This is a genomic window from Kitasatospora sp. NPDC050543, from assembly GCF_044457565.1.
Taxonomy (GTDB): Bacteria; Actinomycetota; Actinomycetes; order Streptomycetales; family Streptomycetaceae; genus Kitasatospora.
The window spans coordinates 175944-202681 of the sequence record NZ_JBITGZ010000008.1 but is presented as its reverse complement, the minus strand read 5'-3'; the positions used below and the strand labels follow the sequence as shown (position 1 = coordinate 202681).

General features: G+C 73.5%; 22 protein-coding genes. 17 read left to right on the top strand and 5 right to left on the bottom strand.

Annotated features, from left to right (window positions below; all coding sequences use genetic code 11):
* Window positions 1-2 precede the first annotated feature (2 nt).
* The 4 genes from rimI (at window position 3) to ACIBH3_RS13000 (ending at window position 2932) form a co-directional block, all read left to right on the top strand.
* Window positions 3-488 carry a ribosomal protein S18-alanine N-acetyltransferase gene (rimI, locus tag ACIBH3_RS13015; RefSeq protein WP_396312087.1) on the top strand — a complete coding sequence of 162 codons (486 nt, stop codon included), beginning with the start codon at window positions 3-5 and terminating at the stop codon, window positions 486-488.
* Window positions 481-1593: a tRNA (adenosine(37)-N6)-threonylcarbamoyltransferase complex transferase subunit TsaD gene (tsaD, locus tag ACIBH3_RS13010; protein WP_396312004.1), complete on the top strand. Its 1113-nt coding sequence runs from the start codon at window positions 481-483 to the stop codon at window positions 1591-1593. Before rimI ends, tsaD begins: the two co-directional genes overlap by 8 nt.
* Window positions 1590-1850: a hypothetical protein gene (locus tag ACIBH3_RS13005; protein ID WP_396312003.1), complete on the top strand. Its 261-nt coding sequence runs from the start codon at window positions 1590-1592 to the stop codon at window positions 1848-1850. Before tsaD ends, ACIBH3_RS13005 begins: the two co-directional genes overlap by 4 nt.
* A 170-nt stretch (window positions 1851-2020) precedes the next feature.
* Window positions 2021-2932 carry a polysaccharide deacetylase family protein gene (locus ACIBH3_RS13000; protein WP_396312002.1) on the top strand — a complete coding sequence of 304 codons (912 nt, stop codon included), beginning with the start codon at window positions 2021-2023 and terminating at the stop codon, window positions 2930-2932.
* On the opposite strand, the gene ACIBH3_RS12995 is transcribed toward ACIBH3_RS13000, so the two are convergent.
* The gene (locus ACIBH3_RS12995) at window positions 2929-4122 is read right to left on the bottom strand and encodes a methyltransferase domain-containing protein (RefSeq protein WP_396312001.1); all 1194 of its coding nucleotides are present in this window, start codon (window positions 4120-4122) and stop codon (window positions 2929-2931) included. The two genes, ACIBH3_RS13000 and ACIBH3_RS12995, sit on opposite strands and share 4 nt — an antisense overlap.
* 29 nt (window positions 4123-4151) lie before the next feature.
* Entirely contained in the window at window positions 4152-4475 is a 324-nt protein-coding gene (locus ACIBH3_RS12990; protein WP_396312000.1) for a hypothetical protein, read from the bottom strand.
* 236 nt (window positions 4476-4711) lie between these two features.
* Here ACIBH3_RS12990 and groES point away from each other — a divergent pair, with 236 nt between their 5' ends.
* The 3 genes from groES to ACIBH3_RS12975 all read left to right on the top strand — a co-directional run bounded on the left by groES (window position 4712) and on the right by ACIBH3_RS12975 (window position 7999).
* Complete coding sequence (gene groES, locus ACIBH3_RS12985) at window positions 4712-5017, top strand: co-chaperone GroES (RefSeq protein ID WP_049654366.1); 306 nt, start codon at window positions 4712-4714, stop codon at window positions 5015-5017.
* A gap of 99 nt (window positions 5018-5116) precedes the next feature.
* Entirely contained in the window at window positions 5117-6748 is a 1632-nt protein-coding gene (gene groL, locus ACIBH3_RS12980) for a chaperonin GroEL (RefSeq protein ID WP_396311999.1), read from the top strand.
* Window positions 6749-6997: 249 nt separating this feature from the next.
* Window positions 6998-7999, top strand: coding sequence for a LysR family transcriptional regulator (locus ACIBH3_RS12975; protein WP_396311998.1), 1002 nt, complete (start codon window positions 6998-7000; stop codon window positions 7997-7999).
* 81 nt (window positions 8000-8080) lie between these two features.
* Here ACIBH3_RS12975 and ACIBH3_RS12970 read toward each other — a convergent pair whose 3' ends face one another.
* A complete protein-coding gene (locus ACIBH3_RS12970; protein ID WP_396311997.1) occupies window positions 8081-8407 on the bottom strand; it encodes a WhiB family transcriptional regulator in 327 nt (108 codons plus the stop codon).
* 540 nt (window positions 8408-8947) lie between these two features.
* Here ACIBH3_RS12970 and ACIBH3_RS12965 point away from each other — a divergent pair.
* From ACIBH3_RS12965 to ACIBH3_RS12950, 4 genes are all read left to right on the top strand, one after another.
* Window positions 8948-9559, top strand: a complete 612-nt coding sequence (locus tag ACIBH3_RS12965; protein ID WP_014136228.1) for a response regulator transcription factor — start codon at window positions 8948-8950, stop codon at window positions 9557-9559.
* A 467-nt stretch (window positions 9560-10026) separates the two neighbouring features.
* The gene (shbA, locus tag ACIBH3_RS12960) at window positions 10027-10611 is read left to right on the top strand and encodes an RNA polymerase sigma factor ShbA (RefSeq protein ID WP_396312086.1); all 585 of its coding nucleotides are present in this window, start codon (window positions 10027-10029) and stop codon (window positions 10609-10611) included.
* Between the two features lie 441 nt (window positions 10612-11052).
* Window positions 11053-12555, top strand: coding sequence for an IMP dehydrogenase (guaB, locus tag ACIBH3_RS12955; protein WP_396311996.1), 1503 nt, complete (start codon window positions 11053-11055; stop codon window positions 12553-12555).
* Between the two features lie 172 nt (window positions 12556-12727).
* A complete protein-coding gene (locus tag ACIBH3_RS12950; protein ID WP_396311995.1) occupies window positions 12728-13855 on the top strand; it encodes a GuaB3 family IMP dehydrogenase-related protein in 1128 nt (375 codons plus the stop codon).
* Between the two features lie 82 nt (window positions 13856-13937).
* On the opposite strand, the gene ACIBH3_RS12945 is transcribed toward ACIBH3_RS12950, so the two are convergent.
* Window positions 13938-14510, bottom strand: a complete 573-nt coding sequence (locus ACIBH3_RS12945; RefSeq protein ID WP_396311994.1) for a hypothetical protein — start codon at window positions 14508-14510, stop codon at window positions 13938-13940.
* A gap of 255 nt (window positions 14511-14765) precedes the next feature.
* On the opposite strand from ACIBH3_RS12945, the gene ACIBH3_RS12940 reads away from it, so the two are divergent.
* Window positions 14766-16820: a serine/threonine-protein kinase gene (locus ACIBH3_RS12940; RefSeq protein WP_396311993.1), complete on the top strand. Its 2055-nt coding sequence runs from the start codon at window positions 14766-14768 to the stop codon at window positions 16818-16820.
* A 46-nt stretch (window positions 16821-16866) separates the two neighbouring features.
* On the opposite strand, the gene ACIBH3_RS12935 is transcribed toward ACIBH3_RS12940, so the two are convergent.
* Window positions 16867-17400: an SHOCT domain-containing protein gene (locus ACIBH3_RS12935; RefSeq protein ID WP_396311992.1), complete on the bottom strand. Its 534-nt coding sequence runs from the start codon at window positions 17398-17400 to the stop codon at window positions 16867-16869.
* A 54-nt stretch (window positions 17401-17454) separates the two neighbouring features.
* On the opposite strand from ACIBH3_RS12935, the gene ACIBH3_RS12930 reads away from it, so the two are divergent.
* From ACIBH3_RS12930 to ACIBH3_RS12910, 5 genes are all read left to right on the top strand, one after another.
* A complete protein-coding gene (locus tag ACIBH3_RS12930; protein ID WP_396311991.1) occupies window positions 17455-18576 on the top strand; it encodes a hypothetical protein in 1122 nt (373 codons plus the stop codon).
* Between the two features lie 163 nt (window positions 18577-18739).
* Complete coding sequence (locus tag ACIBH3_RS12925; protein WP_396311990.1) at window positions 18740-20455, top strand: serine/threonine-protein kinase; 1716 nt, start codon at window positions 18740-18742, stop codon at window positions 20453-20455.
* Window positions 20456-20674: 219 nt separating this feature from the next.
* Window positions 20675-22315 carry a succinic semialdehyde dehydrogenase gene (locus tag ACIBH3_RS12920; protein ID WP_396311989.1) on the top strand — a complete coding sequence of 547 codons (1641 nt, stop codon included), beginning with the start codon at window positions 20675-20677 and terminating at the stop codon, window positions 22313-22315.
* Between the two features lie 206 nt (window positions 22316-22521).
* Window positions 22522-24348 carry a GMC oxidoreductase gene (locus ACIBH3_RS12915; protein ID WP_396311988.1) on the top strand — a complete coding sequence of 609 codons (1827 nt, stop codon included), beginning with the start codon at window positions 22522-22524 and terminating at the stop codon, window positions 24346-24348.
* A gap of 313 nt (window positions 24349-24661) precedes the next feature.
* A complete protein-coding gene (locus tag ACIBH3_RS12910; protein WP_396311987.1) occupies window positions 24662-26230 on the top strand; it encodes a hypothetical protein in 1569 nt (522 codons plus the stop codon).
* Window positions 26231-26738 lie beyond the last annotated feature (508 nt).

Below are 26738 nucleotides of genomic sequence, written 5' to 3'. Positions count from 1 at the left end.
CGATGCGCTGGTGGGACATCGAACCGGTGATGGAGTTGGAGCTGCGGCTCTTCCCCGAGGACGCCTGGTCCACCGGCATGTACTGGTCCGAACTCGCCGAGACCCACCTCGGCGGCACCCGGCACTACACCGTCGCCACCACCGCCGACGGCACCGTCGCCGGCTACGCCGGGCTGATGGTGGTGGCGGGCGAAGGCGACGTGCAGACCATCGCCGTCGACGAGCGCCACCAGGGCGGCGGCCTCGGCGCCGCCCTGCTGACGGACCTGATCCAGGAGGCCGCCCGGCGCGGCTGCGCCGAACTCCTGCTGGAGGTGCGGGTCGACAACCCGCGCGCGCAGCGCCTGTACGAGCGCTTCGGCTTCCAGCCGGTCGGGATCCGGCGCGGGTACTACCAGCCCGCCAACGTCGACGCGCTGGTGATGCGCCTCGACGACCCGCAGCAAGACGTGAGGCAGTACGAAGTGAAGGGCACCCGCAATGGCTGACGAACCGCTCGTCCTCGGCATCGAGACCTCCTGCGACGAGACCGGCGTCGGCATCGTGCGCGGCACCACGCTGCTCGCCGACGCGGTCGCCTCCAGCGTCAACGACCACGCCCGCTTCGGCGGCGTGGTGCCCGAGATCGCCAGCCGGGCGCACCTGGAGGCGATGGTCCCGACCATTCGGCGGGCGCTGGACACCGCCGGGGTGAAGGCCACCGACCTGGACGGCATCGCCGTCACGGCGGGCCCCGGCCTGGCCGGCGCGCTGCTGGTCGGGGTCAGCGCGGCCAAGGCGTACGCCTGGGCCCTGGACAAGCCGCTGTACGGGGTCAACCACCTGGCCTCGCACATCTGCGTGGACCAGCTGGAGCACGGCCGGCTGCCCTCGCCGACGATGGCCCTGCTGGTCTCCGGCGGCCACTCCTCGCTGCTGCTCAGCGAGGACATCACCAGCGACGTCCGCCCGCTCGGCGCCACCATCGACGACGCGGCCGGCGAGGCCTTCGACAAGGTCGCCCGGGTGCTCGGACTGGGCTTCCCCGGCGGCCCGGTGGTCGACCGCAGGGCCCGCGAGGGCGACCCGAAGGCGATCGCCTTCCCGCGCGGGCTGACCGGCCCCAAGGACCCGGAGTACGACTTCTCCTTCTCCGGTCTGAAGACCGCCGTCGCCCGCTGGGTGGAGGCCAAGCGGCGGGCCGGTGAGGACGTGCCGGTCGCCGACGTCGCGGCCTCCTTCCAGGAGGCCGTCACCGACGTGCTGACCCGAAAGGCCGTCAAGGCCTGCCGGGACAACGGCGTCGACCACCTGATGATCGGCGGCGGCGTGGCGGCCAACTCCCGGCTGCGCGAGATGGCGCAGCAGCGCTGCGACAAGGCGGGCATCCGGCTGCGCGTCCCGCGGCCGGGTCTGTGCACCGACAACGGCGCGATGGTCGCCGCGCTCGGCTCCGAGATGGTCTGGCGCGACCGTGCGCCGTCGGCCTTCGACCTGTCCGCCGACTCCTCGCTGCCCGTCACCGAGGTGCACGTGCCGGCGGCCGCGCCCGAGCACGGCGATGTGCACGGCCAGGCGCTGGCGGCGCTGCGGGCCCAGGGCGGGCGGGGGTGACCACCGCCGCGATGTGGGAGGCCAGGGCGGCGGCCGGCCGCGGCGCCGAGCTGCTGGCCTGGGTGCACGCGGGCGCGTTGCCCGCGCTGCGCGGTGCGGCGGGCCTGGAGCGCACCGAGGTGTTCACCGCCACGGGTGACCGGGTGCTGCTGATCACCTGGTGGAGCGGCGACCCGGGCCCGGTCGCCGACCCGCCGGCCGAGCTGCTCGGCCGGCCGGTGCACCGCTGGGCCTTCGCCAGCGAGCACGTCGAGTAGCCCACGCGGCCGGCCGGGCGGTGGCCTGTTCCCGCCCGTCCCCGTGGCTCTCCGGGCGCCGTCGGGTGCCCTGCTGCGCCTGCGCACGGCCCGGGCGCCGCAACCGCAGGAGGGGCCGATAGCGTGCTCCCCGGGGAGAGTCGACTGGATGGACCGGGGAGCGCGGGGCGTTGAAGACGTACGGGTGGGGCAGGGCGCGGGCGGGCGTACTCGGGGGGACGGCTCTGCTACTGGCCGTCAGCGGCTGCGGCGGTGAGGCGCCCGCGCACCGGGCCGCTCCGGAACGGGCCGCGGCCTCCGCGCAGGGCACGCCGGCCGCCGCACCCGGGGTGCGGCAGCCGTCCGCGGACGCCTCGGCGCCGACCGCGGCGCCGGGCGGCGGGGCGGGCGCCTGGGCGAAGTGGAAGCTCCAGCCGCTGCCGGCGGCCCCCGCCGCGCCCGCCGACAAGCCGGTCAAGCTGACCCGCTCGGGCCCCGTCCCGGTCTTCAGCGAGATATCGACCGGCGACAAGGTCGTCTTCATCACCATCGACGACGGCGCCGAGAAGGACCCGCGCTTCGTCGAGATGCTCACCGACCTGAAGGTCCCGGTCTCGATGTTCCTGACCCGCGACATCGTCAAGGACGACTACGGCTACTTCAAGCCACTCCAGGCGCTCGGCAACCACATCCACAACCACACCGTGGACCATCCGGCGATGAGCACCAAGCCGGCCGACGTGCAGAAGAACGAGGTCTGCGCGGCGCAGTCCGCGCTCACCCAGCAGTACGGCGCCGCGCCGCTGCTCTTCCGCCCGCCGTACGGCGACGGCGCGCACACCCCCGTGCTCAACACGGCGGTGCAGCAGTGCGGTCCGCGCGCGATCGTGCTCTGGCGCGAGTCGATGCAGATCCACGACATGCAGTACCAGGCGGCGGACAAGAAGCTGAAGCCCGGTGACATAGTCCTCGCGCACTTCCGGGGCCCGAAGGACCTGAAGGGCGAGACGATGACCGAGATGTTCGGCGAGCTGCTGGCCCGGATCCAGGAACAGGGCTTCGCGGTGGCCCGGCTGGAGGACTACATCCAGCCACCGGCCTAGTCCGTGGGCCGGAGCGTGGGGTTGGCCGCAGGTGATCCGATCATCATCACGTGGGAGTCGCCGACCCGGCTCAGGATGACGGTCGCGGTGTTCGGGCCCTCGGGCCTGAGCTTGTGCCGCAGCTCCTCCGGCGTCATGGCGATCCCGCGCTTCTTGATCACCACGGTGCCCACCTTGCGCTCGCGCAGCAGCGCCTTGAGCTTCTTGACGTTGAACGGCAGCACATCGGTGATCTCGTAGGCGTGCGCGTACGGCGTCTGGACGAGCCGGTCGGCGGTGATGTACGCGATCATCGGGTCGATCAGCGTGCCGCCGACCTGCTCGGCGACCTCGGCGACCAGGTGCGCCCGGATCACCGCGCCGTCCGGCTCGTAGAGGTAGCGCCCGATCGGCCCGGCCGGCGGGTCGGGCAGGTGACCACCGGTCAGGGTGCGGTCGTGCGGCAGCAGTGTCGCGCGGTGCCGGTGTCCGGCCTTCGTCCCGAACCAGAGCACCGCCTCCTTGACGTCGCCGTGGTCGGAGACCCACTCCGCCTCCGCGTCCGGCGGCACCAGCTCGTGCGGGATGCCCGGGGCGATCTTCAGCGCGCCGATCGGGGTGCGCCGGCCGGCCTCGATCGCCCAGGAGAGCGGCGGTGAGTACGCCTGGGGGTCGAAGACCCGCCCGCGCGAGGTACGCCGGGCCGGGTCGGTGAAGACGGCGTCGCAGCCCGCCACGTCGACCTCGGTGACGTCCGCGCAGCGCACCTCGATCAGCTCGGTCAGGCCCAGGGCGGCCGCGTTGGCCTCGGCGGCGGCGCAGGCCAGCGGGTCGCGGTCGACGGCGAGGACCGCGATCCCGACCCTGGCCAGGGCGATCGCGTCCCCGCCGATCCCGCAGCAGAGGTCGGCCACCCGCCGTACGCCGAGCGCGGCGAACCGCTGCGCCCGCCAGTCGGCGACGCTGCGGCGGGTGGACTGCTCGACGCCGTTGGGCGTGAAGTACATCAGGTCGGCGTCGTCGCCGAACTTGGCCCGGGCCCGCTGCCGCAGCCGGGCCTGCGCGAACGCGGCGGAGACCAGCTCGGCGCTGTGCTCGCGGCGCAGCCGGGTGGCCAGTGCCAGCTCCTCGCCGGGGGCGAACTCGCGCAGTTCGGCGAGGAGGGTCTGCCCTTCGGGGCTCAGCAGGTCCTGCAGGTTCTCGGTCTCCACCCGCCCATTCTCCCCGCTCCGGCGCGGGCTCAGAGGTACTTGAGCGCCATGCCCAGCACGAACGGCAGCATGATGCTCGCGGCCGGCACGACCCGGTACCCGGCCCTGGCGAACAGCGCGGCGACCACGACCGGCACCGCGAGCGTGAGCACCGGGCCGATCACCAGCGTGAGCATCGCCGGCACGCCCTGGTCGGCCTCCGCGAAGCCGAACAGGCCCATGACCGTCAGGAAGGCCAGCCCGCCCGCGCAGAGCGCCTGGGCCGGCAGCAGGCCGAGCGTCAGCAGGATGTCCCGGCGCAGCGTGGGGCCGATCCGTGCGGGGCGCCCGGTGGTCGCGGTGGCGGCAGTCATACGAGCAGTCTGCGGGCGGGCGCTGGGCTCGTACATGAGTACGGCTACTCAGATCCCCCGGCCACGCCGTTGGCACTCTGGTTGACTGAGTGCTAACACCGGCCTATGGTCGTTCCTGGCACTCCCCACCGGGAGAGTGCTAACGCGATGAAGCGTGTCTGACCCCCGCGACGGCAGGCCCGCAGATCGCCCCTACCTGTTAGACAACCCCGTAATCTCCGAAGGGGAGCTCGGACGTGACCACCAGCAGCAAGGTTGCCATCAAGCCGCTCGAGGACCGCATCGTGGTCCAGCCGCTCGACGCCGAGACCACCACGGCCTCCGGCCTGGTTATCCCGGACACCGCCAAGGAGAAGCCCCAGGAGGGCGTCGTCCTGGCCGTCGGCCCGGGTCGCTTCGAGGACGGCCAGCGTCTTCCGCTCGACCTCGCCGTCGGCGACATCGTCCTGTACTCGAAGTACGGCGGCACCGAGGTGAAGTACAAGGGCGAGGAATACCTCGTCCTCTCGGCCCGTGACGTCCTCGCGGTCATCGAGAAGTAAGACGTACCAGCCCGCCCCGGATCCGTGTCGACACTGACAGGGGCCCGGGGCGTGGTTGTTGGCTCACGTACGCAGTAACTCCCCGGAGGAATGGGAACCATGGCGAAGATCCTGCAGTTCGACGAGGACGCCCGCCGCTCGCTGGAGCGCGGTGTCAACAAGCTGGCCGACACGGTCAAGGTGACGATCGGCCCCAAGGGTCGCAACGTCGTCATCGACAAGAAGTTCGGCGCCCCGACCATCACCAACGACGGTGTCACCATCGCCCGTGAGGTCGAGCTCGACGACCCGTACGAGAACCTCGGCGCGCAGCTCGTCAAGGAGGTCGCCACCAAGACCAACGACGTCGCGGGTGACGGCACCACCACCGCCACCGTGCTGGCCCAGGCCCTGGTCAACGAGGGTCTGCGCAACGTCGCCGCCGGTGCCGGCCCGGCAGCCCTGAAGAAGGGCATCGACAAGGCCGTCGCCGCCGTCTCCGAGCACCTGCTCGCCAGCGCCCGCGAGATCGAGGGCAAGGACGACGTCGCCGCCGTCGCGTCCCTCTCCGCGCAGGACCCGCAGGTCGGCGAGCTCATCGCCGAGGCGATCGACAAGGTCGGCAAGGACGGTGTCATCACCGTCGAGGAGTCCAACACCTTCGGCGTGGAGCTCGACTTCACCGAGGGCATGCAGTTCGACAAGGGCTACCTCTCGCCGTACTTCGTCACCGACGCGGAGCGTCAGGAGGCGGTCCTGGAGGACCCGTACATCCTGATCAACCAGGGCAAGATCTCCTCCATCCAGGAGCTGCTCCCGCTGCTGGAGAAGATCCTGCAGGGCGGTGCCTCCAAGCCGCTGCTGATCATCGCCGAGGACGTGGACGGCGAGGCGCTCTCCACCCTGGTCGTGAACAAGATCCGTGGCACCTTCAACGCGGTGGCCGTCAAGGCCCCGGGCTTCGGTGACCGCCGCAAGGCCATCCTGGGCGACCTGGCCACCCTGACCGGTGCCACCGTCATCTCCGAGGAGGTCGGCCTCAAGCTCGACCAGGCCGGTCTGGACGTGCTGGGCAGCGCCCGCCGCGTGACCATCACCAAGGACGACACCACGGTCGTCGACGGTGCCGGTGACCACGAGGCCGTGGCCGGCCGCGTCGCCCAGATCAAGGCTGAGATCGCCAACACCGACTCGGACTGGGACCGCGAGAAGCTGCAGGAGCGCCTGGCCAAGCTGGCCGGCGGCGTCTGCGTCATCAAGGTCGGCGCCGCCACCGAGGTGGAGCTCAAGGAGCGCAAGCACCGCCTGGAGGACGCCATCTCGGCGACCCGCGCGGCCGTCGAGGAGGGCATCATCGCCGGTGGCGGCGCCTCCCTCGTCCACGCCCAGAAGGTGCTGGACGGCGGCCTGGGCCTGTCGGGTGACGAGGCGACCGGTGTCGCGGTCGTCCGCAAGGCGCTCGCCGAGCCGCTGCGCTGGATCGCCCAGAACGCCGGCCTGGAGGGCTACGTCATCACCTCCAAGGTCTCCGAGCTGGAGAACGGCCAGGGCTACAACGCGGCCACCGGCGAGTACGGCGACCTGCTGAAGGCCGGCGTCATCGACCCGGTCAAGGTCACCCGCTCCGCCCTGGAGAACGCCGCCTCGATCGCCTCGCTGCTGCTCACCACCGAGACCCTCGTGGTGGAGAAGCCGGCCGACGAGGAGGCCGGCAACGGTCACTCGCACGGTGGCCACGGCCACTCGCACTGACGCCCGTTCGGTAACCGCAGGCCCGGCCCGCACCCCTCGTGGTGCGGGCCGGGCCTGCGGCGTTCTGCCCGCGGGTGCGCCGTCGGCGCGTCGTGGGGTGTCCGCGGTGCGTCCCGGTGTGGCCGCGGTACGTCCTGGTGCGTCCTGGTGCGTCCGTCCGTGGGATGCTGCGGTCGGTCCGGACCGCCGATGCCCCGCCAGATATCACAAGAATTTTGCACATGGCAAAGAATGCCTTATAACTGAGCCATGATCGAGGCTCGCCATCTCCGTGTCCTGCGCGCCGTCGCCCGCACCGGCTCCTTCTCCGCCGCCGCCCGCGAGCTGGGCTGCACCCAGCCCGCCGTCAGCCAGCAGATGAAGGCCCTGGAGAAGTCCGTGGACACCCCGTTGGTGGTCCGGGCCGGGCGCGGCATGCAGCTCAGCGAGGCCGGGCGGGTGCTGCTCAAGCACGCCACCGGGATCCTGGCCGGGCTCTCCGCGGCCGAGGAGGAGGTGGCGGCGATCGCGGGTCTGCGGGCCGGGCGGGTGCGGCTGGTGTCCTTCCCGACCGCGAGTTCCACCCTGGTGCCGCCGGCGGTCGCCCGGCTGCGGGGCACCCATCCGGGGGTCCGCGTGTCGCTGGTCGAGGCGGAGCCGCCGGAGTCGCTGGCGATGCTGCGCGGTGGCGAGTGCGAGGTCGCGCTGGCCTTCCGCTACCCCGACTCCCCGGGTGGGCGCCCGGAACCGGCGCCGCACGGCACCCCGCGCGAGGCGCGGGCGGAGGCGGTGCTGGAGGCCGCGGCCTCGGCGGCCGCGAACGACTGGTCGGACCTGGTGGTCAGGCCGCTGCTGGACGACCCGCTGATCGGCCTGCTGCCCACCGGGCACCCGCTGGCCGGGCGGGACGAGAGCCGGCCGGTGGATCTGGCCGAACTGGCCGGGGAACAGTGGATCGCGGGCTGCCCGCAGTGCCGGGGTCACCTGGTGGAGCTCTGCGCGGGCGCGGGCTTCGAGCCGCGGATCGACTTCGCGACGGACGACTACCCGGCGGTGCTGGGCCTGGTCGCCGCGGGGCTCGGGGTGGCGGTGCTGCCGGGGCTGGCGCTGGAGTCGGCGCGCCACGACGGTGTGTCGGCGGTGCCGGTGCGCGCCGCCTCGGGCGGGCCGGCGCTGCGGCAGGTGGTCGCGCTCACCCTGCCGGACCTGGCCGGGGTGCCGGCGGTGGCGCTGATGCTGGACCGGCTGGCAGGGGCGGCGCAGAGCCGCTGACACGCCGTCATCCGGCCCGGGGACGGCCGACCGGGGTGCCACTGGAGAAACGTTTCTCCACAGCGGCTGAAGCCGGGTGTGTCAGCGCTGGACGCCCGTCGGCATGGTGAGGGGCACCTCGACCAGCCGGTTGCGCGAGCGGCCCATCATCTCTTCACGCTCGTCCTCGGTCAGCCCGCCCCAGACACCGTACGGTTCGCGCACCGCCAGCGCGTGCGCGGCGCACTCGGTGCGGACCGGGCAGCGCATGCAGACCTCCTTGGCACTCGCCTCACGCGAACTCCGCGCGGCCCCGCGCTCGCCCTCCGGGTGGAAGAAGAGCGAGCTGTCCACGCCGCGGCAGGCGGCGGAGAGCTGCCAGTCCCAGAGGTCCGCGTTGGGGCCGGGGAGGCGGGAGAAATCTGCCATGGCTCATTCCCTTCAAGGGCTCGTCCGTGCCTCGCCGACCTGGGCTCGACTCGGCGAGGCTTCGATGCGCTGGTGTGGACACCTGGAAATATGACTTAAGGCAACCTCATGGACAAGTCACCCACAGAGTGGCACAACAGTCAATGACCGTACAAAAGCTATAAAAACGGGCAAAGAGGGCATGAGGTTTGGCGTGCGCGGGCGTGGCAATCGGGTGGCCGGCGGGGCGCGCGGCCGGGCATCGGCGTACGCGTCGCACGCGGACGGCGCGCGAGCTGCACAAAAGTGCGGCGTGTGCACCGCGATGCGGCTGATCCGTAATGGGTTGGCCACGTACAGTGGTGGAGATGGCCCTGAAGGCCGTAACTCATTCGAGTGACGGTCGTTGGATGTGCGGAGGCGGTTAGCGGGCGCCGGACGTCGGGAACGATCGCGGGGAGATGGCGATCTGCACGGAGTCTGTCGCCAATCGGCCGTGTCGGAGAGATTCGTACCAGCCAGGAGGCTCAACGTGACGCGGATCAGCTGCGGAGGACGGTCATGACTTCCGTTCTCGTTTGCGACGATTCCCCGCTCGCCCGCGAGGCGCTTCGCCGCGCCGTCGCGACCGTACCCGGCGTCGACCGGGTCACCACCGCGACGAACGGGGAGGAGGTCCTGCGCCGCTGGGTGGCCGACCGCTCCGATCTCGTCCTGATGGACGTCCGGATGCCCGGCCTCGGCGGGGTCGAGACAGTACGGCGGCTGCTGTCCGCCGACCCGGGCGCCCGGATCATCATGCTCACCGTCGCCGAGGATCTGGACGGCGTCGCCCTCGCGGTGGCCGCCGGGGCGCGGGGCTACCTGCACAAGGACGCCTCGCGCGCCGAACTGCGGGCCACCGTCACCCAGGCCCTCGCCGACCCGACCTGGCGGCTGGCCCCGCGCCGGCTGCGCAGCCCCGACATGGGAGCGGCTCCCACGCTGACGGCGCGTGAGATCCAGGTCCTGGAGGGGATGAGCCACGGCCGGAGCAATGCCGAGATCGGCCGCGAGCTGTTCCTCTCCGAGGACACCGTGAAGACGCACGCCAGGCGGCTCTTCAAGAAGCTCGGCGCCTCGGACCGCGCGCACGCGGTGGCCCTCGGGTTCCGCTGGGGCCTGGTCCGCTGACCAGTGGCCGGCCGGCCGCCCGGGGCACCCTCCCCGCGATTGCCCTCGCGCAGGCGTGTGACGTTACGGTCCCGAGGTTGCACCATGGAGGAGTGGAGCACCTCGGGGACGAGCGGACAGGCACTGCGGCGCACGACGCAGCCGCAGGACACTCGGCGGACAGCGGGGCGGGAGGCGGCACTGTGCGGACGTCGGCGGGCCAGGGCATGCCGGTACCCAAAGTGGCGGCGCATAACGTTCCGGTGCACAACTCCGGACGCGGTGCCGCGTTTTCCGCCTCGACGAGGCACCATGGACCGATGCGCGACGACGTTGCCGCCGCCCTCGGCGAGGCGGACCCAGAGGAGGCGGAGCCCTCCGGCCCGGGTCGGGAGTCGTCGTACGCGGACGCCGCCGCCGATCCCCTGGCCGATTCCCCGTCCGATCTCCCCTCCGATTCGGCCCACGACGGCCCGGAACGTGCGCCGGTGCTCGGCACCGGCGGATCGCCGCTGGTGGGCGAGCTGGTGATGGCCGCCGTACGCGGCGAGGGTCCGGCGATCGACGCCCTGCTGGCCTATGTGCACCCCCTGGCACTGCGGTACTGCCGCGGCCGGCTGGTCCGGCTGCCCGGCGGGGCGCGGCACCACGTCGACGACGTGGCCCAGGAGGTCTGTGTCGCCGTGCTCTGCGCCCTGCCCCGCTATCGGGACACCGGCCGCCCGTTCGAGGCCTTCGTCTACGGCATCGCCGCGCACAAGATCGCCGACCTCCAGCGGGCCGCGATGCGCGGGCCCGGCTCGACGGTGATCCCGCCGGACGACATGCCGGAGCTGCCCGACGACGCGCTCGGCCCGGAGGAGCGGGCGCTGCTCAGCAGCGACGCCGCCTGGGCGAAGGAGTTGCTCTCCAACCTGCCCGCCCGTCAGCGTGAGCTGGTGCTGCTGCGGGTGGCCGCCGGGCTGTCGGCGGAGGAGACCGGCGAGGTGCTGGGGATGTCGCCCGGCGCCGTCCGGGTCGCCCAGCACCGGGCGCTCAGCCGGCTGCGCGCGCTGGCGGAGGAGTCCTCCTAGGGCTTGCCCGGCCCGTCCCGCCGGAGCACGACCCGGTGGGTACGCGTCGTGCGCCCGGCGGACGCCGCACGGTCCGTCGAGGGGCCCCGCCCCGGCGGGTTCACCCGGTCGTCCGACCGGTCGTCCCGGCACGTACGGGCCCTGGAATCGCCCATGCCCGGCCGGTGTTGTCAAGGGGGCGCGAGCGACATTCCCGGTGCCAGTACCATGGGGTATCGGCGCCTGGGCAGGTCGCCAAAGTTTCGTCGGTGCGGGTGAGGTTCCCTTGGAGGTTCCTCCAGGGCGCCGGGCGCTGCGACGGCCTGAGCCTGTGCCGGTGAGCGCGCGGGTGGACGAGGCCGTACCTCGGCAGCTCGTCCTCCCCCAGTGAGCGAACGCGCCCCCACCCTCAGCTGGGCGCGTGCAGATCGATTCGGCCGGCCACGGAAGGTACTCCCCGCCATGTCATACAACGCCGCAGGCGTACCCGAGAAGTTCGCGATGCTCGGGCTCACGTACGACGACGTCCTGCTGCTGCCCGGGGCCTCCGAGGTGCTGCCGAACCAGGTCGACACCTCCTCGCGGGTCTCGCGCAACGTCCGGGTGAACATCCCGCTGCTGTCCGCGGCGATGGACAAGGTCACCGAGTCGCGGATGGCGATCGCGATGGCCCGCCAGGGCGGCGTCGGCGTCCTGCACCGCAACCTCTCGATCGAGGACCAGGTCAACCAGGTCGACCTGGTCAAGCGCTCCGAGTCCGGCATGGTGACCGACCCGATCACCGTCGGCCCGGAGACCACCCTGGGCGAGGCCGACGCGCTCTGCGCCAAGTTCCGGATCAGCGGCGTGCCGATCGCGGACGAGGACGGCAAGCTGCTGGGCATCGTGACCAACCGCGACATGGCCTTCGAGTCCGACCGGGCCCGCAAGGTCCGCGAGATCATGACCCCGATGCCGCTGATCACCGGCAAGGTCGGCATCAGCGGGGAGGACGCGATCGGCCTGCTGCGCCGGCACAAGATCGAGAAGCTGCCGCTGGTCGACGACGAGGGCCGGATCAAGGGCCTGATCACCGTCAAGGACTTCGTCAAGGCGGAGAAGTACCCGAACGCCGCCAAGGACGCCGAGGGCCGGCTGCTGGTCGGCGCGGCCGTCGGTGCCAGCGCCGAGGCCTTCGACCGGGCCCAGGCGCTCGTCGCCGCCGGCGTGGACTTCCTGGTGGTCGACACCTCGCACGGGCACAGCAGCAACGCGCTGGCCTGGATCTCCAAGATTCGCGCCGCGGTGGGCGTGGACGTCATCGGCGGCAACGTGGCGACCCGCGACGGCGCCCAGGCGCTGATCGACGCGGGCGTGGACGGCGTCAAGGTCGGTGTCGGCCCGGGCTCGATCTGCACCACCCGCGTGGTCGCCGGCATCGGCGTTCCGCAGGTCACCGCGATCTACGAGGCCGCCGTGGCGTGCCAGGCGGCCGGCGTGCCGGTGATCGGCGACGGCGGCCTGCAGTACTCCGGTGACATCGGCAAGGCGCTGGCCGCCGGCGCCGACACCGTGATGCTCGGCAGCCTGCTGGCCGGCTGCGAGGAGTCCCCGGGCGAGCTGCTGTTCATCAACGGCAAGCAGTTCAAGTCCTACCGCGGCATGGGCTCGCTGGGCGCCATGCAGTCGCGCGGCCAGGGCCGCTCGTACTCCAAGGACCGCTACTTCCAGGCCGAGGTGGCCTCCGACGACAAGCTCGTCCCCGAGGGCATCGAGGGCCAGGTGCCCTACCGGGGCCCGCTGGCGGCCGTGCTGCACCAGCTGGTCGGCGGCCTGCGCCAGACCATGGGCTACGTGGGTGCCGCCACCGTCGCCGAGATGGAGACCAAGGGCCGCTTCGTGCGGATCACCTCCGCGGGCCTCAAGGAGAGCCACCCGCACGACATCCAGATGACCGTCGAGGCGCCGAACTACAGCCGCCCCTGACACCGGCTCGACCCGAGGGGCCCGCCACCGGCAGGTGGCGGGCCCCTCGCCGTTCGGCGCACGCCGTCCCGACGCGTGGCCGTCGGCGCCACGCGGGCGCGCCCGTGCGGGATACTGGGGGCGGCCGGGGTGACCCGGCGGGTATGAGCAGCAAAAAGCAGAAGGGCTCGAAGTGACTGAGATCGAGATCGGGCGAGGCAAGCGCGGCCGCCGGGCGTACTCCTTCGACGACATCGCCGTCGTCCCCAGCCGTCGTACGCGCGACCCGAAGGAGGTCTCGATCGCCTGGCAGATCGACGCCTACCGATTCGAGCTGCCGTTCCTGGCCGCCCCGATGGACAGCGTCGTCTCCCCCCAGCAGGCCATCGCGATCGGCCGGCTCGGCGGGCTGGGCGTGCTGAACCTCGAGGGCCTGTGGACCCGGTACGAGGACCCGCAGCCGCTGCTCGACGAGATCGCCGCCATCACCGACCAGGCCGCCGCCACGCGCCGCCTGCAGGAGATCTACGCGGCGCCGATCCAGGCCGGCCTGATCAAGCAGCGGATCCAGGAAGTCCGCGACTCCGGCGTGGTGACCGCCGCCGCGCTCTCACCGCAGCGCACCGCCGAGTTCTCCAAGGCCGTCGTGGACGCCGGCGTCGACGTGTTCGTCATCCGCGGCACCACGGTCTCGGCCGAGCACGTCTCGGGCGCGGCCGAGCCGCTCAACCTCAAGCAGTTCATCTACGAGCTGGACGTGCCCGTCATCGTCGGTGGCTGCGCCACCTACACCGCGGCGCTGCACCTGATGCGCACCGGCGCGGCGGGCGTGCTGGTCGGCTTCGGCGGCGGCGCGGCGCACACCACGCGCGGCGTGCTCGGCATCCAGGTCCCGATGGCGACGGCGGTGGCCGACGTGGCCGCCGCGCGCCGGGACTACATGGACGAGTCCGGCGGCCGGTACGTGCACGTCATCGCCGACGGCGGGGTCGGCTACAGCGGCGACATCGCCAAGGCCGTGGCCTGCGGCGCCGACGCCGTGATGATCGGCGCGGCGCTGGCGCGCGGCACCGACGCGCCCGGCCGGGGCTTCCACTGGGGCATGGAGGCCGTCCACGAGGAGCTGCCGCGCGGCAAGCGGATGGACCTCGGCACGGTCGGCACCACCGAGGAGATCCTCACCGGTCCCTCGCACACGCCCGACGGCACCATGAACCTTTTCGGCGCGCTGCGCCGCGCGATGGCCACCACCGGCTACTCGGAGCTCAAGGAGTTCCAGCGGGTCGAGGTGACGGTCAACCCGGCGCTGCACCACGCCTGACGCCCGTCCGCGACGACCCCCGCCGCAACTGCGGCGGGGGTCGTCGTGCGTGCGGGCCCCTCGTCCGGCGACGGGACGGGGGTCAGTCGTCGGAGCCCCAGCGCCTAGTGCTGGAGAAGCCCACGTAGAGCGCGAGACCGTAGAACAGGACGTCGTAGAAGTCACGGTCCTCCTTCCACACCCGGAAGGTCACGTCGAGCGCCGAGCCGAAGAGCTCGCCGAACGGCGCCCCGGCGATCTCGTGCAGCATCAGCGCGCCCCAGAAGAACTGGCCGAGGAAGAGCGCCAGGGCCGACAGCGCCGCGCCGGCCACCGGCAGGACCGGGTTGCGGCCGCCGAGCTTGCCCAGCGGCCAGGCGACGGCCGCGGCAAGCGCCACCGCCGCCAGGCCGAACTCACGCTCCAGGGCCTTCATGACGAACCCGTACGCCAGGGCGCCGGCCAGTGCCGCACCCAGGGCGGCCGCGACCGCGCCGGGTATGTTCGGAGACGACGGGCGGGCGGGCAGCTCCGCGTACGCGTACGGCGCCGGGGCCCCCGGCATGCCCGGTGCGACATAGCCGGCCGGGGCCTCCTGCTGCTGCGCCGGTACGGTGTAGTGCGTGGCGGCGGCCGGGCCGGACTGGCTGTCAGAGCCGGGAGCGGGTGCGGTCATGATGGAATCCCCCAGGGCGGTGTGGACGAGCGGCGTCGAACGCTAGCAGCGCCGATGTGGGCCTCGACACAGGATTTTGATCACAGGTCGGGCACAGAGCGCCGGGCAGGTACGGGGTTCGCTGTCAACCGGACCGGGGCCGGGTGGTCGCGGGGGTCCGGGACAGGGGATGATGGAGGCTTGGCGTTCGGAGCCCGACGCCGGGCCGACGCGCCGTCACCTCGACCGCCAGCAGCACATGGGGGAACGCTCCAAATGACCCAGGCGCAGGGTTCCACCGGCCGCCTTCTGGCCGGCCGCTACCGGCTGAACGCGGTGCTCGGTCGCGGCGGTATGGGTACCGTCTGGCGGGCCGAGGACGAGATGCTCGGCCGGATCGTCGCGGTCAAGGAACTGCGGATGCACGGCGGTGTCGACGAGGACGAGAAGCACCGGCTGATCGTCCGTACGCTCCGCGAGGCCAAGGCGACCGCACGGATCCGGCACACCGCGGCCGTCACCGTCTTCGACGTGGTCGAGGAGGACGAGCGGCCGTGGATCGTGATGGAGCTGGTCGAGTCCCGCTCGCTGGCCGAGGTCATCAAGGAGGACGGCCCGCTCCAGCCGGTCCGGGCCGCGGAGATCGCGCTCGACCTGCTGGGTGTGCTCGGTGCCGCGCACAGCCACGGCATCCTGCACCGTGACGTGAAGCCGTCCAACGTCCTGATCGGCGAGGACGGCCGGGTCGTGCTCACCGACTTCGGCATCGCGAGCGTGGAGGGCGACACCTCGGTGACCTCCACCGGGATGCTGGTCGGCGCGCCCTCCTACATATCCCCCGAGCGCGCCCGCGGGCACAAGCCCGGGCCGCCGGCCGACCTGTGGTCGCTGGGCGGCACGCTGTACGCGATGGTGGAGGGCAAGCCGCCGTACGACCGGGGCTCGGCGCTCGCGACGCTCACCGCGGTGATGACCGAGGACCTGGGCACGCCGCTGAACGCCGGGCCGCTGCGGCCGGTGATCGAGGGGCTGCTGGAGAAGGACCCGGCACAGCGGCTGGACGCCTCGGCGACCCGCTCGATGCTGAAGCGGATCGTCGCGGACGCCACCGGCCGGGCCGAGGCGACCACCCAGCAGGCGGTGCCGGTGGCGCCGGCGGCGAAGCAGGAGCCGGCGGCCGAGCAGGCACCGGCGGCGAAGGACGCGGGGAAGCCGGCCTCGACCGGGCAGACCTCGGACAGCCCGGTGGCGGCGGCGCAGGAGCCGGCCAAGGGCGCCAAGGGCGCTGACGAGGGCTCGGCGGGCGGCGCCAAGCGCCCGGGCGGGCTGCTCGGGACGGTGCGGGTCGGCAGCCGGGCCAGGGACGAGGGCACGGCCGCGCCGGCGGCGCCGGCGGCCACCGTGCCCGCCGAGGCGACGGGCGGCCCGGTGGCCGCGCCGAGGGCCGGGGAGTGGTCCCGGGGCGAGACGCTGCCGCTCGGCGGCCGGCGCCGCAAGGCGGTGCTGGTGGCCGCGGTCGTGCTGGTGCTGGTGCTGATCGCCGGAGCGGTGGCCCTGGTGAAGGCGTTCAGCGGGTCGAACGCGGCGGCCGGCCGGACGGGTTCGGGCTCGGTGACGACGGCCTCCGAGAACTCGGCCGCCGGGGCGTCGGCGGCGACCTCGTCCGGCGCCTCCGGCGCGGCCGGCACGGGTGCGGCGACCACGGGTGCCACGGCGAGCTCAGGAACCTCGGCGGGCCCGGGGCAGACCGCCTCCGAGAGCCCCTCGCCGAGCACGGCGCAGACCCCGTCGCAGGGCGCCGCGCCGACCCCGGGGCAGAGCACCGCGACCACGCCCGCCGCCACCCCGACCCAGGCCACCACCCCGGCCGCGCCGCCGACCACCGCCGTCAAGGCCGGCTACCACGAGTACCGCGACCCGTCCGGCTTCTCGATCGTCCTGCCGGACTGGCTGAAGGAGTCGGCCTCGACGAGCAACCGCCGCACCTTCAAGGCCAACGGCAGCACCCTGGTGATCGAGTGGACCACCAGCCCGGGCAAGAGCGCCCTGGCGGACTGGCAGAGCTCCGAGCCCGGCCTGATGGCGCAGGTCACCAACTACCAGCGGGTCGCTCTCCAGGCGGTCACCTACCGCCAGTGGACGAACGCCGCGGACTGGGAGTGGATCTCCGGCGCCAACCCGCGTACGCACTCGCTCAACCGCGGCTTCGTCACCGGCGAGGCCAAGTACGGCTACGCCATCTACTGGACCGTCCCGGTCGACGACTGGAGCGGCGCGGCGAGCACCGAGGCCCGGCAGACCAGCTACGACACCTTCCAGCCGGCGCCCTGACTCCGCCTGCCGGGGGCCTGCCGGGCGTGCCCGGCCGGGGTAGGGCCTAGCCGATCAGCCGGTGCTTGGCCCGGGCGAACTCCTCGTCGGTGAGGGCGCCCGCGGTGTACAGGGCGGCCAGGCGTTCGAGCTGGTCGAGCAGGTCGCCGCCGCCGGCGGGCGCGGGGCCCGCGGCGGGGGCCGGCGCCTGGGCCGCGTTGCGTGCGGCGCGGGCGCTGACGCGGACCTGCTCGGCGAACGGCTCGGCCTTGACCACCTCGTCGAAGCGGTGGGCGCCGGTGAGCGCCACCACCTTGATCACCTCGCCGTTGATCCGGGTCCGGGTGACCGTCACGTCCGTGACGGCCTCCAGCGGAACCGGAATCGGAGGCTTCCCGTCCTTGAGGAAGAGCAGCCGCTGGTTGGTCAGTACCAGGGCGCCCTTGCGGAAGTGGTCGGGGTGACGGGCGGCGGTGGCCGCGACCGGCTGCTCGCCGGGGAGGACGGTGCTCTCCATCGTCCGTACCGCGGCCGCACGGTGGTCGCTGCTGCTGTTGCCGGCCACGTCGAAGGCCACATCGATCAGATCGGTCCAGTCCATGGGCCGAGCGTACCCAGCCGGGCACGTACGCTGGCGGGGACGAGAGGAATGCGGATGCGAGCTGGCCCGGGGCAGGTGTTGTCGGGGCGTTACCGGGTGACGGACCGTCCGCAGTCCCTGCGCGCGCTCGCGGTGGACGAGCGGACGGGCGGGGACGTCCTGCTGCGCGGCCTGGAGTTGCCCGGGCTGCTGACGCCGGGTGAGGTGGGGGAGGACCCGTCACAGGCCCAGGGGGAGCGGCTGGTCGCCAGGGTGGCCGGGGTCGCCCAGTGGGTGCCCGGGCATCCCAGGCTGCTCCAGGGACGCGGGGTGTTCGTCGACGCCGAGGTGCTGTGGACGGTGGAGGAGCACCCGGGTGGCGGTGCGCCGCTCGCGGACCTGGCGCAGGACGGGCCGGTGCCGCCGTACCGGGTCGCCGAGCTGGCGGCGGACCTCGCCGGGGCACTGCGGGCCCTGCACGAGGCGGGGCTGACCCACGGAAACGTGTCGGCCGACTCGGTGCTGGTCTGCGAGGACGGCGCCGCGCTGTTGGGCGGGCTGCTGCCCGGTGTGGCGCAGGAGGCGCTCTGCGAGGAGCTCGGCGGGCCGGGCGGGCGGCGCAGGTACGAGGTGCGGGCCGGACTGCTGGGCGCGCAGGCCGAGCGCTGGCCGATGGACGGCGGGGCGGCGGGGGACTGCTGGGCACTCGGCGTGCTGATGTTCCGGCTGCTCACCGGGCACGGCCCGTACCCGCAGGACGATCTGCCGGGCCTGCTGGCGGCGTTGCGCGAGGACCGGCGGGAGCCGGCCGAGGGCTGCGGGCCGCTGCGGCCGCTGGTGGAGCGGCTGCTCCAGGGCGATCCGGGGGCCCGGCCCACGGCGGTGCAGGTGCGGCAGGAGTTGACGCAGCTGCTGGCGGGCGCGCCGGAGCCGTACGGTCCGCCGTCGCCGGTGCTGCTGCCGGTGCCGCGGCCGGCCGGCCCGTTGGTGGTGCGTCAGCGCGGTGCCGCGCGCGTGGGGCTGAGATTCGGGGCCCCCGGCGGCAGGGCGCGCGAGGAGCCCCGGGAGCGGTCGGCGGCGCCGCGCGCCTCCCGGCGCTCCGTGGTGCCGCCCGCGCTGCTCGGGCCGCTGCTGGTCGCCGGGGTGCTGGTGGCGCTGCTGGTGGCGCTGGCGGCGGTGGTTCTGTTCGCGGGCTGACGGCTCAGGCGCCAGAGCATCGGCCTCACTCGCGACCGGGGCGGGATTCCAGGTGTGACCTGGGCCGCCTAATCTGTGCGTGAAGGATGATTCGAACAGTGGTCAGCGGCGCACCGGGCCCTCCGTCACGGTGACGGCAGGTGGATGAGGGGGAGCGGTCGCCATGAGCGTGCAGGATCGGTCGGAGGCGGCCGAGGTGGAGCGGGTCCTGGCGGGCCGCTACGAGCTCGGGGAGAGACTGGGCCGGGGCGGTATGGGCACCGTCTGGCGGGCCCGGGACCGCATGCTCGACCGCGAGGTGGCGGTCAAGGAGCTGACCGTGCGCCACCTCTCCGAGGAGGATCTGGAGATCCTGCAGTCCCGGATGAAGCGTGAGGCCAGGGCTGCCGCGCGGATCAAGCACCCCGGCGTGATCACCATCCATGACGTGCTGGAGCAGGACGGCCGCCCGTGGATCGTGATGGAGCTGGTCGACGGCCGCTCGCTCGCCGACGTGATCAGCCAGGACGGCACCCTGCTGCCCCGGGAGGCCGCCGAGGTCGGGATGCAGGTGCTGGCCGCCCTCCACCGGGGCCACCAACTGGGCGTCCTGCACCGCGACGTGAAGCCGCCCAACGTGCTGCTGGAACGCGGCACCGGCCGGGTGGTGCTGCTGGACTTCGGCATCGCCACCTTCGAGGGCTCGGCCGAGCTGACCCGCCCGGGTGACCTGGTGGGCTCGCCGGACTACCTCGCGCCGGAGCGTGCCCAGGGCGAGCGCCCGGGCCCGGCCTCCGACCTGTGGGGCCTCGGCGCGACGCTGTACGCGGCGGTGGAGGGGGAGTCGCCGTTCCGCCGTACCTCACCGCTGACCACGCTGGCCGCGGTGGTGGCCGATCCGCTGCCGGAGCCGCGCCGGGCCGGGGCGCTGGGCCCGGTGCTGGCCGCGCTGATGGCCAAGGCGCCGGAGGACCGGCCCACGGCCGACGAGGCGATGCGGATGCTGGCGGAGGTGACCGACGGTCACACCATCGGCTTCCGGCCGGCGCCGGGGAGCGCGCAGAAGGAGCCGACGCAGTCGGTGCCGGTGGTGGACCGTACCGAGCAGCCGGCCGGTGCGTCCGCCGAGGATGCGGCGCCCACCGGGCCGACCGCGCCGGCGGCTGCCCCGGTGCCCGCGCCGGCGACTGCCCCGCCGGCTGCCGCGCCGGCCGTGGCGCACCCGGCCCCGGTGGCCGCCGCCGAGACGCACGCCGTCAACGGGCGGGCGGTGCCCGGGAGGCCGGCCCGGCGGGGGCGGAAGGTGTTGTGGCTGGCCGCGATCGGCCTCGCCACCGCCCTGGTGGCGGCCGGCGCGGCGTACTTCGTGAGCCGGGGCACGCACAACGTGCCGAACCCGCAGCCCAGCGCCTCGGGCACCCCGACGGCCGGCCCCTCCGGTCCGGCCGCACCGGCAGGCTACCGCTGGGTGGACGATCCGGCGGGCTTCCGGTTCCCGCTGCCGGTGGCCTCGCCCCCGTGGCTGCGGACGGTGGACGGCAACCAGATCTTCTACAGCCCCGACAACAACGTGCACTACCTCCAGTTCGCCGTGGCGGTCGGCCAGGGTGTCCAGCCGCTCGACCACTTCGAGGAGATGGAGACCACCGTCGGCAAGCTGAAGGACTACCGCCAGATCAAGCTGACCGGCGCCCGGTTCAAGGGCCAGGAGGCGGCGGTCTGGGAGTTCACCTACGCGGCAAAGGAGGGCGGGCGCCGGCACGCGATCGAGGAGGAGTTCATCGACGAGAACGGCACCTCCTACGCGATCTACCTCTCCTGCCCGGACCGGGACGTGGACTGGAAGGAAGGCGCCAACCGCTTCACCACGGTGCTCAACCACTTCACGCCCATCCACTGAGCCACCCCCCCGGCCCACCTGCCCGGGCCCACCTGCCCGGCCGGCCCGTCGCGGGCCGGGCGGTGAAAGCTCGGTCACCGATGCTTCGCCGCGTCGGCCGGCGGTATGTCGGTCACCGACACGTCTCCCCGGTGGCGCGCCCCGCAGTACGTCGGACACAGACAGTTTTCTGTTACCGACGGGTATCGCACCGGCCGCCGAGCGCCTAGGCTTCGCCGCATGACCGACCTCACGGCAGACGCACAGGCCCTCGCCCAGGCTTCCGCACAGCCCGGGCGCAACCCCGCCGCGCCGGGCGGCGCCCGTACCGTCGCCTCGGCGGTCACCCCGGCCGTGGTCGCCCGGCTGGCCGCGGGCATCACCACCGCCGGTGATCCGGAGCTGGTGCACACCACCGCACCGCTCACCGGCGAGCGGCTGGCCACCCTGCCGCAGTCCAGCCCCGCCGACGTCGAGGTGGCGTACGAGCTGGCCCGGCGGGCGCAGAAGAACTGGGCCGCGCTGCCCGTCCGCCGGCGCGCCGCCGTCCTGCTGCGCTTCCACGACCTGCTGCTGCGCCGCCAGGACGAGATCCTCGACCTGATCCAGGCCGAGACCGGCAAGGCCAGGCTGCACGCCTTCGAGGAGGTGCTCGGCGCCGCCCTCGCCGCCCGGCACTACGGCCGCTCGGCCCAGCGCTACCTGCGCGACCGGCGCCGGGGCGGCGCCCTGCCGGTGCTGACGCACACCCTGGAGGCCCGCCGGCCCAAGGGCGTCATCGGGCAGATCTCGCCCTGGAACTACCCGCTCGAACTCTCCGTGGGCGACGCCCTGCCCGCCTTCGTGGCCGGGAACGCGGTGGTCAACAAGCCGGACACGCAGACCGCCCTCACCGCGCTCTGGGCCCGCGAGCTGCTGATCGAGGCGGGACTGCCCGCGGACCTGTGGCAGATCGTGATCGGCGACGGCCCGGTGATCGGTCCGGCCGTCGTCCGGCACGCCGACTACGTCTCCTTCACCGGCTCGACCCGCACCGGGCGCGAGGTGGCCCAGCAGGCCGCCGCCCGGCTGGTCGGTGCCTCGCTGGAGCTCGGCGGCAAGAACGCCCTGCTGGTGCTCGCCGACGCCGACCTGGACAAGGCCGCCGAGGGCGCCGTCCGCGCCTGCTTCTCCTCCGCCGGCCAGCTCTGCATCTCCATCGAGCGCCTCCTCGTCCACCGTTCGGTGGCCGACGAGTTCCTGGCCCGCTTCGCCGCGCGGACCAGCGCGCTGCGGCTGGGCGGCGGCCTGGCGTACGGCGCGGACATGGGCTCGCTGGTCTCCGAACGCCAGCTGGAGACCGTCACCCGCCATGTCGAGGAGGCCGTCAAGGCCGGGGCCCGCGTGCTGGCCGGCGGGCGGGCCAGGCCCGACCTCGGCCCGCTGTTCTTCGAACCGACCATCCTGGACGGCGTCACGCCCGAGATGGCCGTCTGCGCCGAGGAGACCTTCGGCCCGGTCGTCTCGATCTACCGCTTCGACACCGAGGACGAGGCGGTGGCCGCCGCCAACTCCACCTCCTACGGCCTGAACTCCAGCGTCTGGACCAGGGACCAGCGGCGCGGCCGGGCGATCGCGGCCCGCCTGCACACCGGCACCGTGAACATCAACGAGGCCTACGCGGCCGCGTACGGCTCGGTCGGTTCGCCGATGGGCGGGATGGGCGACTCCGGGCTGGGCCGGCGGCACGGCTCGGAGGGCATCCTGCGCTTCACCGAGGCGCAGACCATCGCCAGCCAGCGGCTGCTGCCGATCGGACCCTCGCTGGGCATGGACGACGAGAAGTTCGCCGCCCTGTTCACCACCGGCCTCAGGGCACTGAAGGCCCTGGGCTTCAAGTAGGGCGGCGGCCTCCCGCGGGCCGCCCCGAGGCTCGGACGGCCCCCTGAACCCAGGGCCCTGAGCTTCGGGCGGCCCGGCCGCACATGGTCCCGCCGCGCAGGCGCGGCACGCGGGTACGCCGCGCACGTACGCCGCGCAGGTGCGGCACGCAGGTTCGGCAAGCAGTCCCCCGTTCGGCATCCGGCATCTCGAAGGAGCAGCGGCACATGGTGGAGTCCCCCAACGGTGATGAGTACGACTACGACGTGATCGTGGTCGGCTCCGGCTTCGGCGGCTCGGTCTCCGCCCTGCGGCTGACCGAGAAGGGGTACCGGGTGGCCGTCCTGGAGGCGGGGCGCCGCTTCGCGAGGGACGAACTTCCCAAGACCTCCTGGGACATCGCCAACTACCTCTGGGCCCCGGCGCTCGGCCTCTACGGCATCCAGCGGATCCACCTGCTGGCGAACGTCCTGGTGCTCGGCGGTGCCGGCGTCGGCGGCGGCTCGCTCAACTACGCCAACACGCTGTACGTCCCGCCGAAGGCGTTCTTCGAGGACCGCCAGTGGCAGCACATCACCGACTGGCAGGCGGAGCTGGCGCCCTTCTACGACCAGGCGCAGCGGATGCTCGGCGTGCGTACCAACCCGACGGTGACCCCCTCGGACGTCCATCTCAAGGCGGCCGCCGAGCAGATGGGCGTCGGGGACACCTTCCACCTCGCGCCGGTCGGGGTGTTCTTCGGCGACGGCAAGGATTCGGACGGCACCGCCAAGGCCGCGCCGGGCGCGGAGATCGAGGACCCGTACTTCGGCGGTGCCGGGCCCCGGCGCCGGGCCTGCGTGGAGTGCGGCGAGTGCATGACGGGCTGCCGGCACGGCGCCAAGAACATGCTGACCGAGAACTACCTCTTCCTGGCCGAGCGCGGCGGCGCGGAGATCCACCCGCTGACCACCGTGGCCCGGATCCGCGAGCGCGGGGAGGGCTTCGCGGTGGACGTGCGGCGCACCGACTCCCGTTCCTCGGACCCGGTCAAGGCGGGGGCCCGGACCCTCACGGCGGCCAGGGTGGTGGTCGCGGCCGGCACCTACGGCACCCAGTCGCTGCTGCACAGGATGCGCGACCGCGGTCACCTGCCGCGGATCTCGGGCCGCCTGGGCGAGCTGACCCGGACCAACTCCGAGGCGCTGGTGGGCGCGCAGACCACCGACCGGCGCTACGGCGCCCGGGTGGACTTCACCCGGGGTGTCGCCATCACCTCCTCGATCCACCCGGACGAGAACACCCACATCGAGCCGGTCCGTTACGGCAGGGGCTCGAACGCGATGGGCCTGATGTCGATCATGCAGGTGAAGGGCGGCGGCCGCGGGCCGCGCTGGCTGCGCTACGCGCTGACGGCGGCCCGGCACCCGGTGGTCCTCGCGCAGTCGATGAACAAGCACCGCTGGTCGGAGCGGACCATCATCGGTCTGGTGATGCAGTCGCTGGACAACTCGATCACCGTCTCACTGAAGGACAAGGGCCTCGGCAAGGGCAAGCTGACCTCACGCCAGGGTCACGGCGCACCCAACCCGACCTGGATCCCGGCCGCCGAGGCGGGAGCGGTGGCGCTGGCGGCCGAGATCAACGGCTTCGCGGGCAGCACCGTCGGCGAGGTCTTCGACATCCCGATGACCGCGCACTTCCTCGGCGGCTGCCCGATCGGCGACGCCCCGGAGACGGGCGTCGTCGACCCGTACCACCGGCTGTACGGGCACCCGGGGATCAGCGTGGTGGACGGCTCGGCCGTCTCCGCCAACCTGGGCGTCAACCCCTCCCTCACCATCACCGCGCAGGCCGAGCGGGCGATGTCGATGTGGCCCAACAAGGGCGAGACGGACCCGCGTCCGGCGCAGGGCGAGGGCTATCGGCGGGTGGCCGCCGTGGTGCCGACGAGGCCCGCGGTGCCCGACGGTGCGTTCGGCGCTCTGCGGCTGCCGCTGCTCGCCGTGCCGGAGGTGCCCAAGAGGCGGGTGGAGCAGGGCGACGACCGGGCGGAGGCTCGCCCGGAGGCCTGAAACCGGGCCCCTGTTCGTCGCGTCCATGGCAGTTGACAGCCCGCGACGCCCGGTGGGATAAACGGGGCCCGGGTCAGGAGACCTGCGGGGATGGGGGATTGCTGGTATGGCCATCTGTGCATCGTGCGACGCTGCTTCGGGGGAGGGCGGGCAGCGGTGCGCGTCCTGCGGGCGGCCGCTCACGCCGCCACCGCCGCCACCACCACCGTCGGCTCCGCCCATGGCTCCGCCCGCAGCCTTGCCCACGGTCGCGCCCGGCACTCCGCCCGTGCTTCCGCCGCCGCCGGCCCGAGTGCCCACCACGCCGCCTGTGGTGGGCGGTTGGGCCGGCGGCACGCCGTACGACCCGGCGGGTGCGCAGCCCGCGGCGCTGCGCTGGACCACCGGCGCCGACTGGCGCCCGGCCCTGCGCGCGATCGTGGCACCGACGGCGGTGCTGCTGCTCGCGGCGCTGGTGACGGCTGTGCCGACCAGCTACGGAGGCGAGTTCGCGGCCCCGTTCGGCATCCGCTACGGCGCCGCGCTGGCGGCGGCACTGGCCGCCCTCGGCGCGCCCTTCGAGGCCGTCCTCGCCGGCGGAGTCCGCTCCGGCGCGAACGCCGAGTACAGCCTGCGGGTGGTGCCGATGACGGTCACCGTGCTGTGGCTGCTGGCACTCTGGCTCGGCCTGCGGGCCGGGCTCAACCGGCGGCAGGCCGCGCACGGCGGCGGGCAGCTCACCCGGCAGCAGGCCTGCGGCGAGGCGGCCCGCACCGCGTTGGTCGCCGCGGCGGTGACCCTGCTGCTCGGGCTGCTCGGCGGCGGCGACTGGCGGCCGCCGGTGCGCGGTCGGGGGACGCCGGTCGACTACGGCGACTACGACCGCCTGCTGTCCGTCTTCGGAGTCGGAGTCGACGCGGGCTGGCTGCAGTCGGCCGGCTGGGCCTTCCTGCTCGCCGGGCTGCTCGCGCTCACCGTCTACGGCACGGACGCGCTGCGCTGGGCGGCCTGGCGCAGCCGGGCGGTCCGGGGCTGGGCGGTCGCCGCGCTCACGGCCGGACGCGTGCTGGCCGTGACGGTGGGCCTCGCCGCGCTGACGGCGTTCGTCATCGTCGCGGCCCAGGGCGAGGCCAACCTGACCGTCGCCGCGCTGGCCTTCCTGCCCAACCTGGGCCTGCTGCTGCTCGGGTACGGCTCGGGCGCGACCTTCGCGGCGGGCGACGGCAGCTCCTACCGCAGCCCCTACGCCGGCTCCGGGAGCCGGTTCGAAGCGGGTGAGGACAACCTGGCGCATCTCTCGCTCTTCGACATGCAGGGCCTGACCGCCGACTGGCGCTGGGCCGCCCTGCTGGCGGTCGCCGGCGCGCTCTTCCTCGGCTGGACGGCGCACCGCCGGCAGCTGGACTCCGCGGACCGGCTCAGGCTGGCCGCCGTCTACGCGGGCGCGCTGAGCCTGCTGATGCTGATCGCGGGTGCCGCGCTGAGCAGCACCCTGCGGTACAGGGAGCACTCGGACTACTTTCCGGACTCGGTCAGCCGGGGGCCGGGGGCGGGCGGGCACACCTCGCTGGGGCTGCTGGCCCTGTCGGTGCTGCTGGCGAATGCGGTCTGGGCGGCGGCGGGTGCGCTCGGCGTGCCGCTGCTGTTCGGGCGCGGCAGCCGGCCGGCCACGACCGGGGCGGGCTTCGAGGGTGCGCCGCCCACCCCGGGCACCCAGGCTCCGGCCTCGCCGCTCGGCTCGGTGCCGACGCAGGGCGGGCCGGGGGACCTCACCGCGCCTGACGCCGTGCCGGGTGCCGTGCCCGACGTCGCGCCGCCGGCTGTGGCGGCGCCGACCGACCTGCTCGACTCGCACGGGGACGAGTCGGGCGCTGCGGAGGACCCGAGCGTCTGGCGTAAGTGAGGCGGCGCCACCGGAAGCCCGACGGGCGCCCTTCGCGCGTCCGTCGTCCGTCGCAGGAGGCGGGCGACGGAGGTGCTGCCGGAAAGGGCAAAGGGCCCCGCGGGGGAACGGGGCCCTTTGTCGCTCAGCACTCGGCGCCAGGGCTGCGCCGGTGCTGGAGTGACGGCGCCGGGGGAAGAGCGCCGTCGTGTCGAGATGGCTGTGATGTTCGCGCCGCCACCCGGCGTGGGTGGCCGGATGTGCGGCGCGCGTGCGCGGTCGTGCGCGGGTCGACGCGGGCATATCGGCCCGGCCGCCGCTCACTGAGCGTGAGGTGATAACCGTTGTCACCGTCGCTTCGCGGCGGCATCCGCACGGCTGCCCGCCGACCGCAGGACGGTCGTCGGACGAACCCCTCAACCAGCATCGTGCTGGACGTAGCCCTTACTCTGCAACCGGTTCGGCGGGTTTCGGCACAGTCCAATTTCGCCGGGCCCCGCCTGCGGACCCCGGACGAGGCCTTGCGCAA

What these genes read in the sequence shown, in the direction of transcription:
- rimI (WP_396312087.1), top strand. Translation starts at nt 3, where the DNA reads ATGCGCTGGTGGGACATCGAACCGGTGATGGAGTTGGAGCTGCGGCTC.
- tsaD (WP_396312004.1), top strand. Translation starts at nt 481, where the DNA reads ATGGCTGACGAACCGCTCGTCCTCGGCATCGAGACCTCCTGCGACGAG.
- ACIBH3_RS12990 (WP_396312000.1), bottom strand. Translation starts at nt 4,475, where the DNA reads ATGACTGCCGCCACCGCGACCACCGGGCGCCCCGCACGGATCGGCCCC.
- groL (WP_396311999.1), top strand. Translation starts at nt 5,117, where the DNA reads ATGGCGAAGATCCTGCAGTTCGACGAGGACGCCCGCCGCTCGCTGGAG.
- ACIBH3_RS12975 (WP_396311998.1), top strand. Translation starts at nt 6,998, where the DNA reads ATGATCGAGGCTCGCCATCTCCGTGTCCTGCGCGCCGTCGCCCGCACC.
- ACIBH3_RS12970 (WP_396311997.1), bottom strand. Translation starts at nt 8,407, where the DNA reads ATGGCAGATTTCTCCCGCCTCCCCGGCCCCAACGCGGACCTCTGGGAC.
- ACIBH3_RS12965 (WP_014136228.1), top strand. Translation starts at nt 8,948, where the DNA reads ATGACTTCCGTTCTCGTTTGCGACGATTCCCCGCTCGCCCGCGAGGCG.
- guaB (WP_396311996.1), top strand. Translation starts at nt 11,053, where the DNA reads ATGTCATACAACGCCGCAGGCGTACCCGAGAAGTTCGCGATGCTCGGG.
- ACIBH3_RS12945 (WP_396311994.1), bottom strand. Translation starts at nt 14,510, where the DNA reads ATGACCGCACCCGCTCCCGGCTCTGACAGCCAGTCCGGCCCGGCCGCC.
- ACIBH3_RS12940 (WP_396311993.1), top strand. Translation starts at nt 14,766, where the DNA reads ATGACCCAGGCGCAGGGTTCCACCGGCCGCCTTCTGGCCGGCCGCTAC.
- ACIBH3_RS12935 (WP_396311992.1), bottom strand. Translation starts at nt 17,400, where the DNA reads ATGGACTGGACCGATCTGATCGATGTGGCCTTCGACGTGGCCGGCAAC.
- ACIBH3_RS12930 (WP_396311991.1), top strand. Translation starts at nt 17,455, where the DNA reads ATGCGAGCTGGCCCGGGGCAGGTGTTGTCGGGGCGTTACCGGGTGACG.
- ACIBH3_RS12925 (WP_396311990.1), top strand. Translation starts at nt 18,740, where the DNA reads ATGAGCGTGCAGGATCGGTCGGAGGCGGCCGAGGTGGAGCGGGTCCTG.
- ACIBH3_RS12920 (WP_396311989.1), top strand. Translation starts at nt 20,675, where the DNA reads ATGACCGACCTCACGGCAGACGCACAGGCCCTCGCCCAGGCTTCCGCA.
- ACIBH3_RS12915 (WP_396311988.1), top strand. Translation starts at nt 22,522, where the DNA reads ATGGTGGAGTCCCCCAACGGTGATGAGTACGACTACGACGTGATCGTG.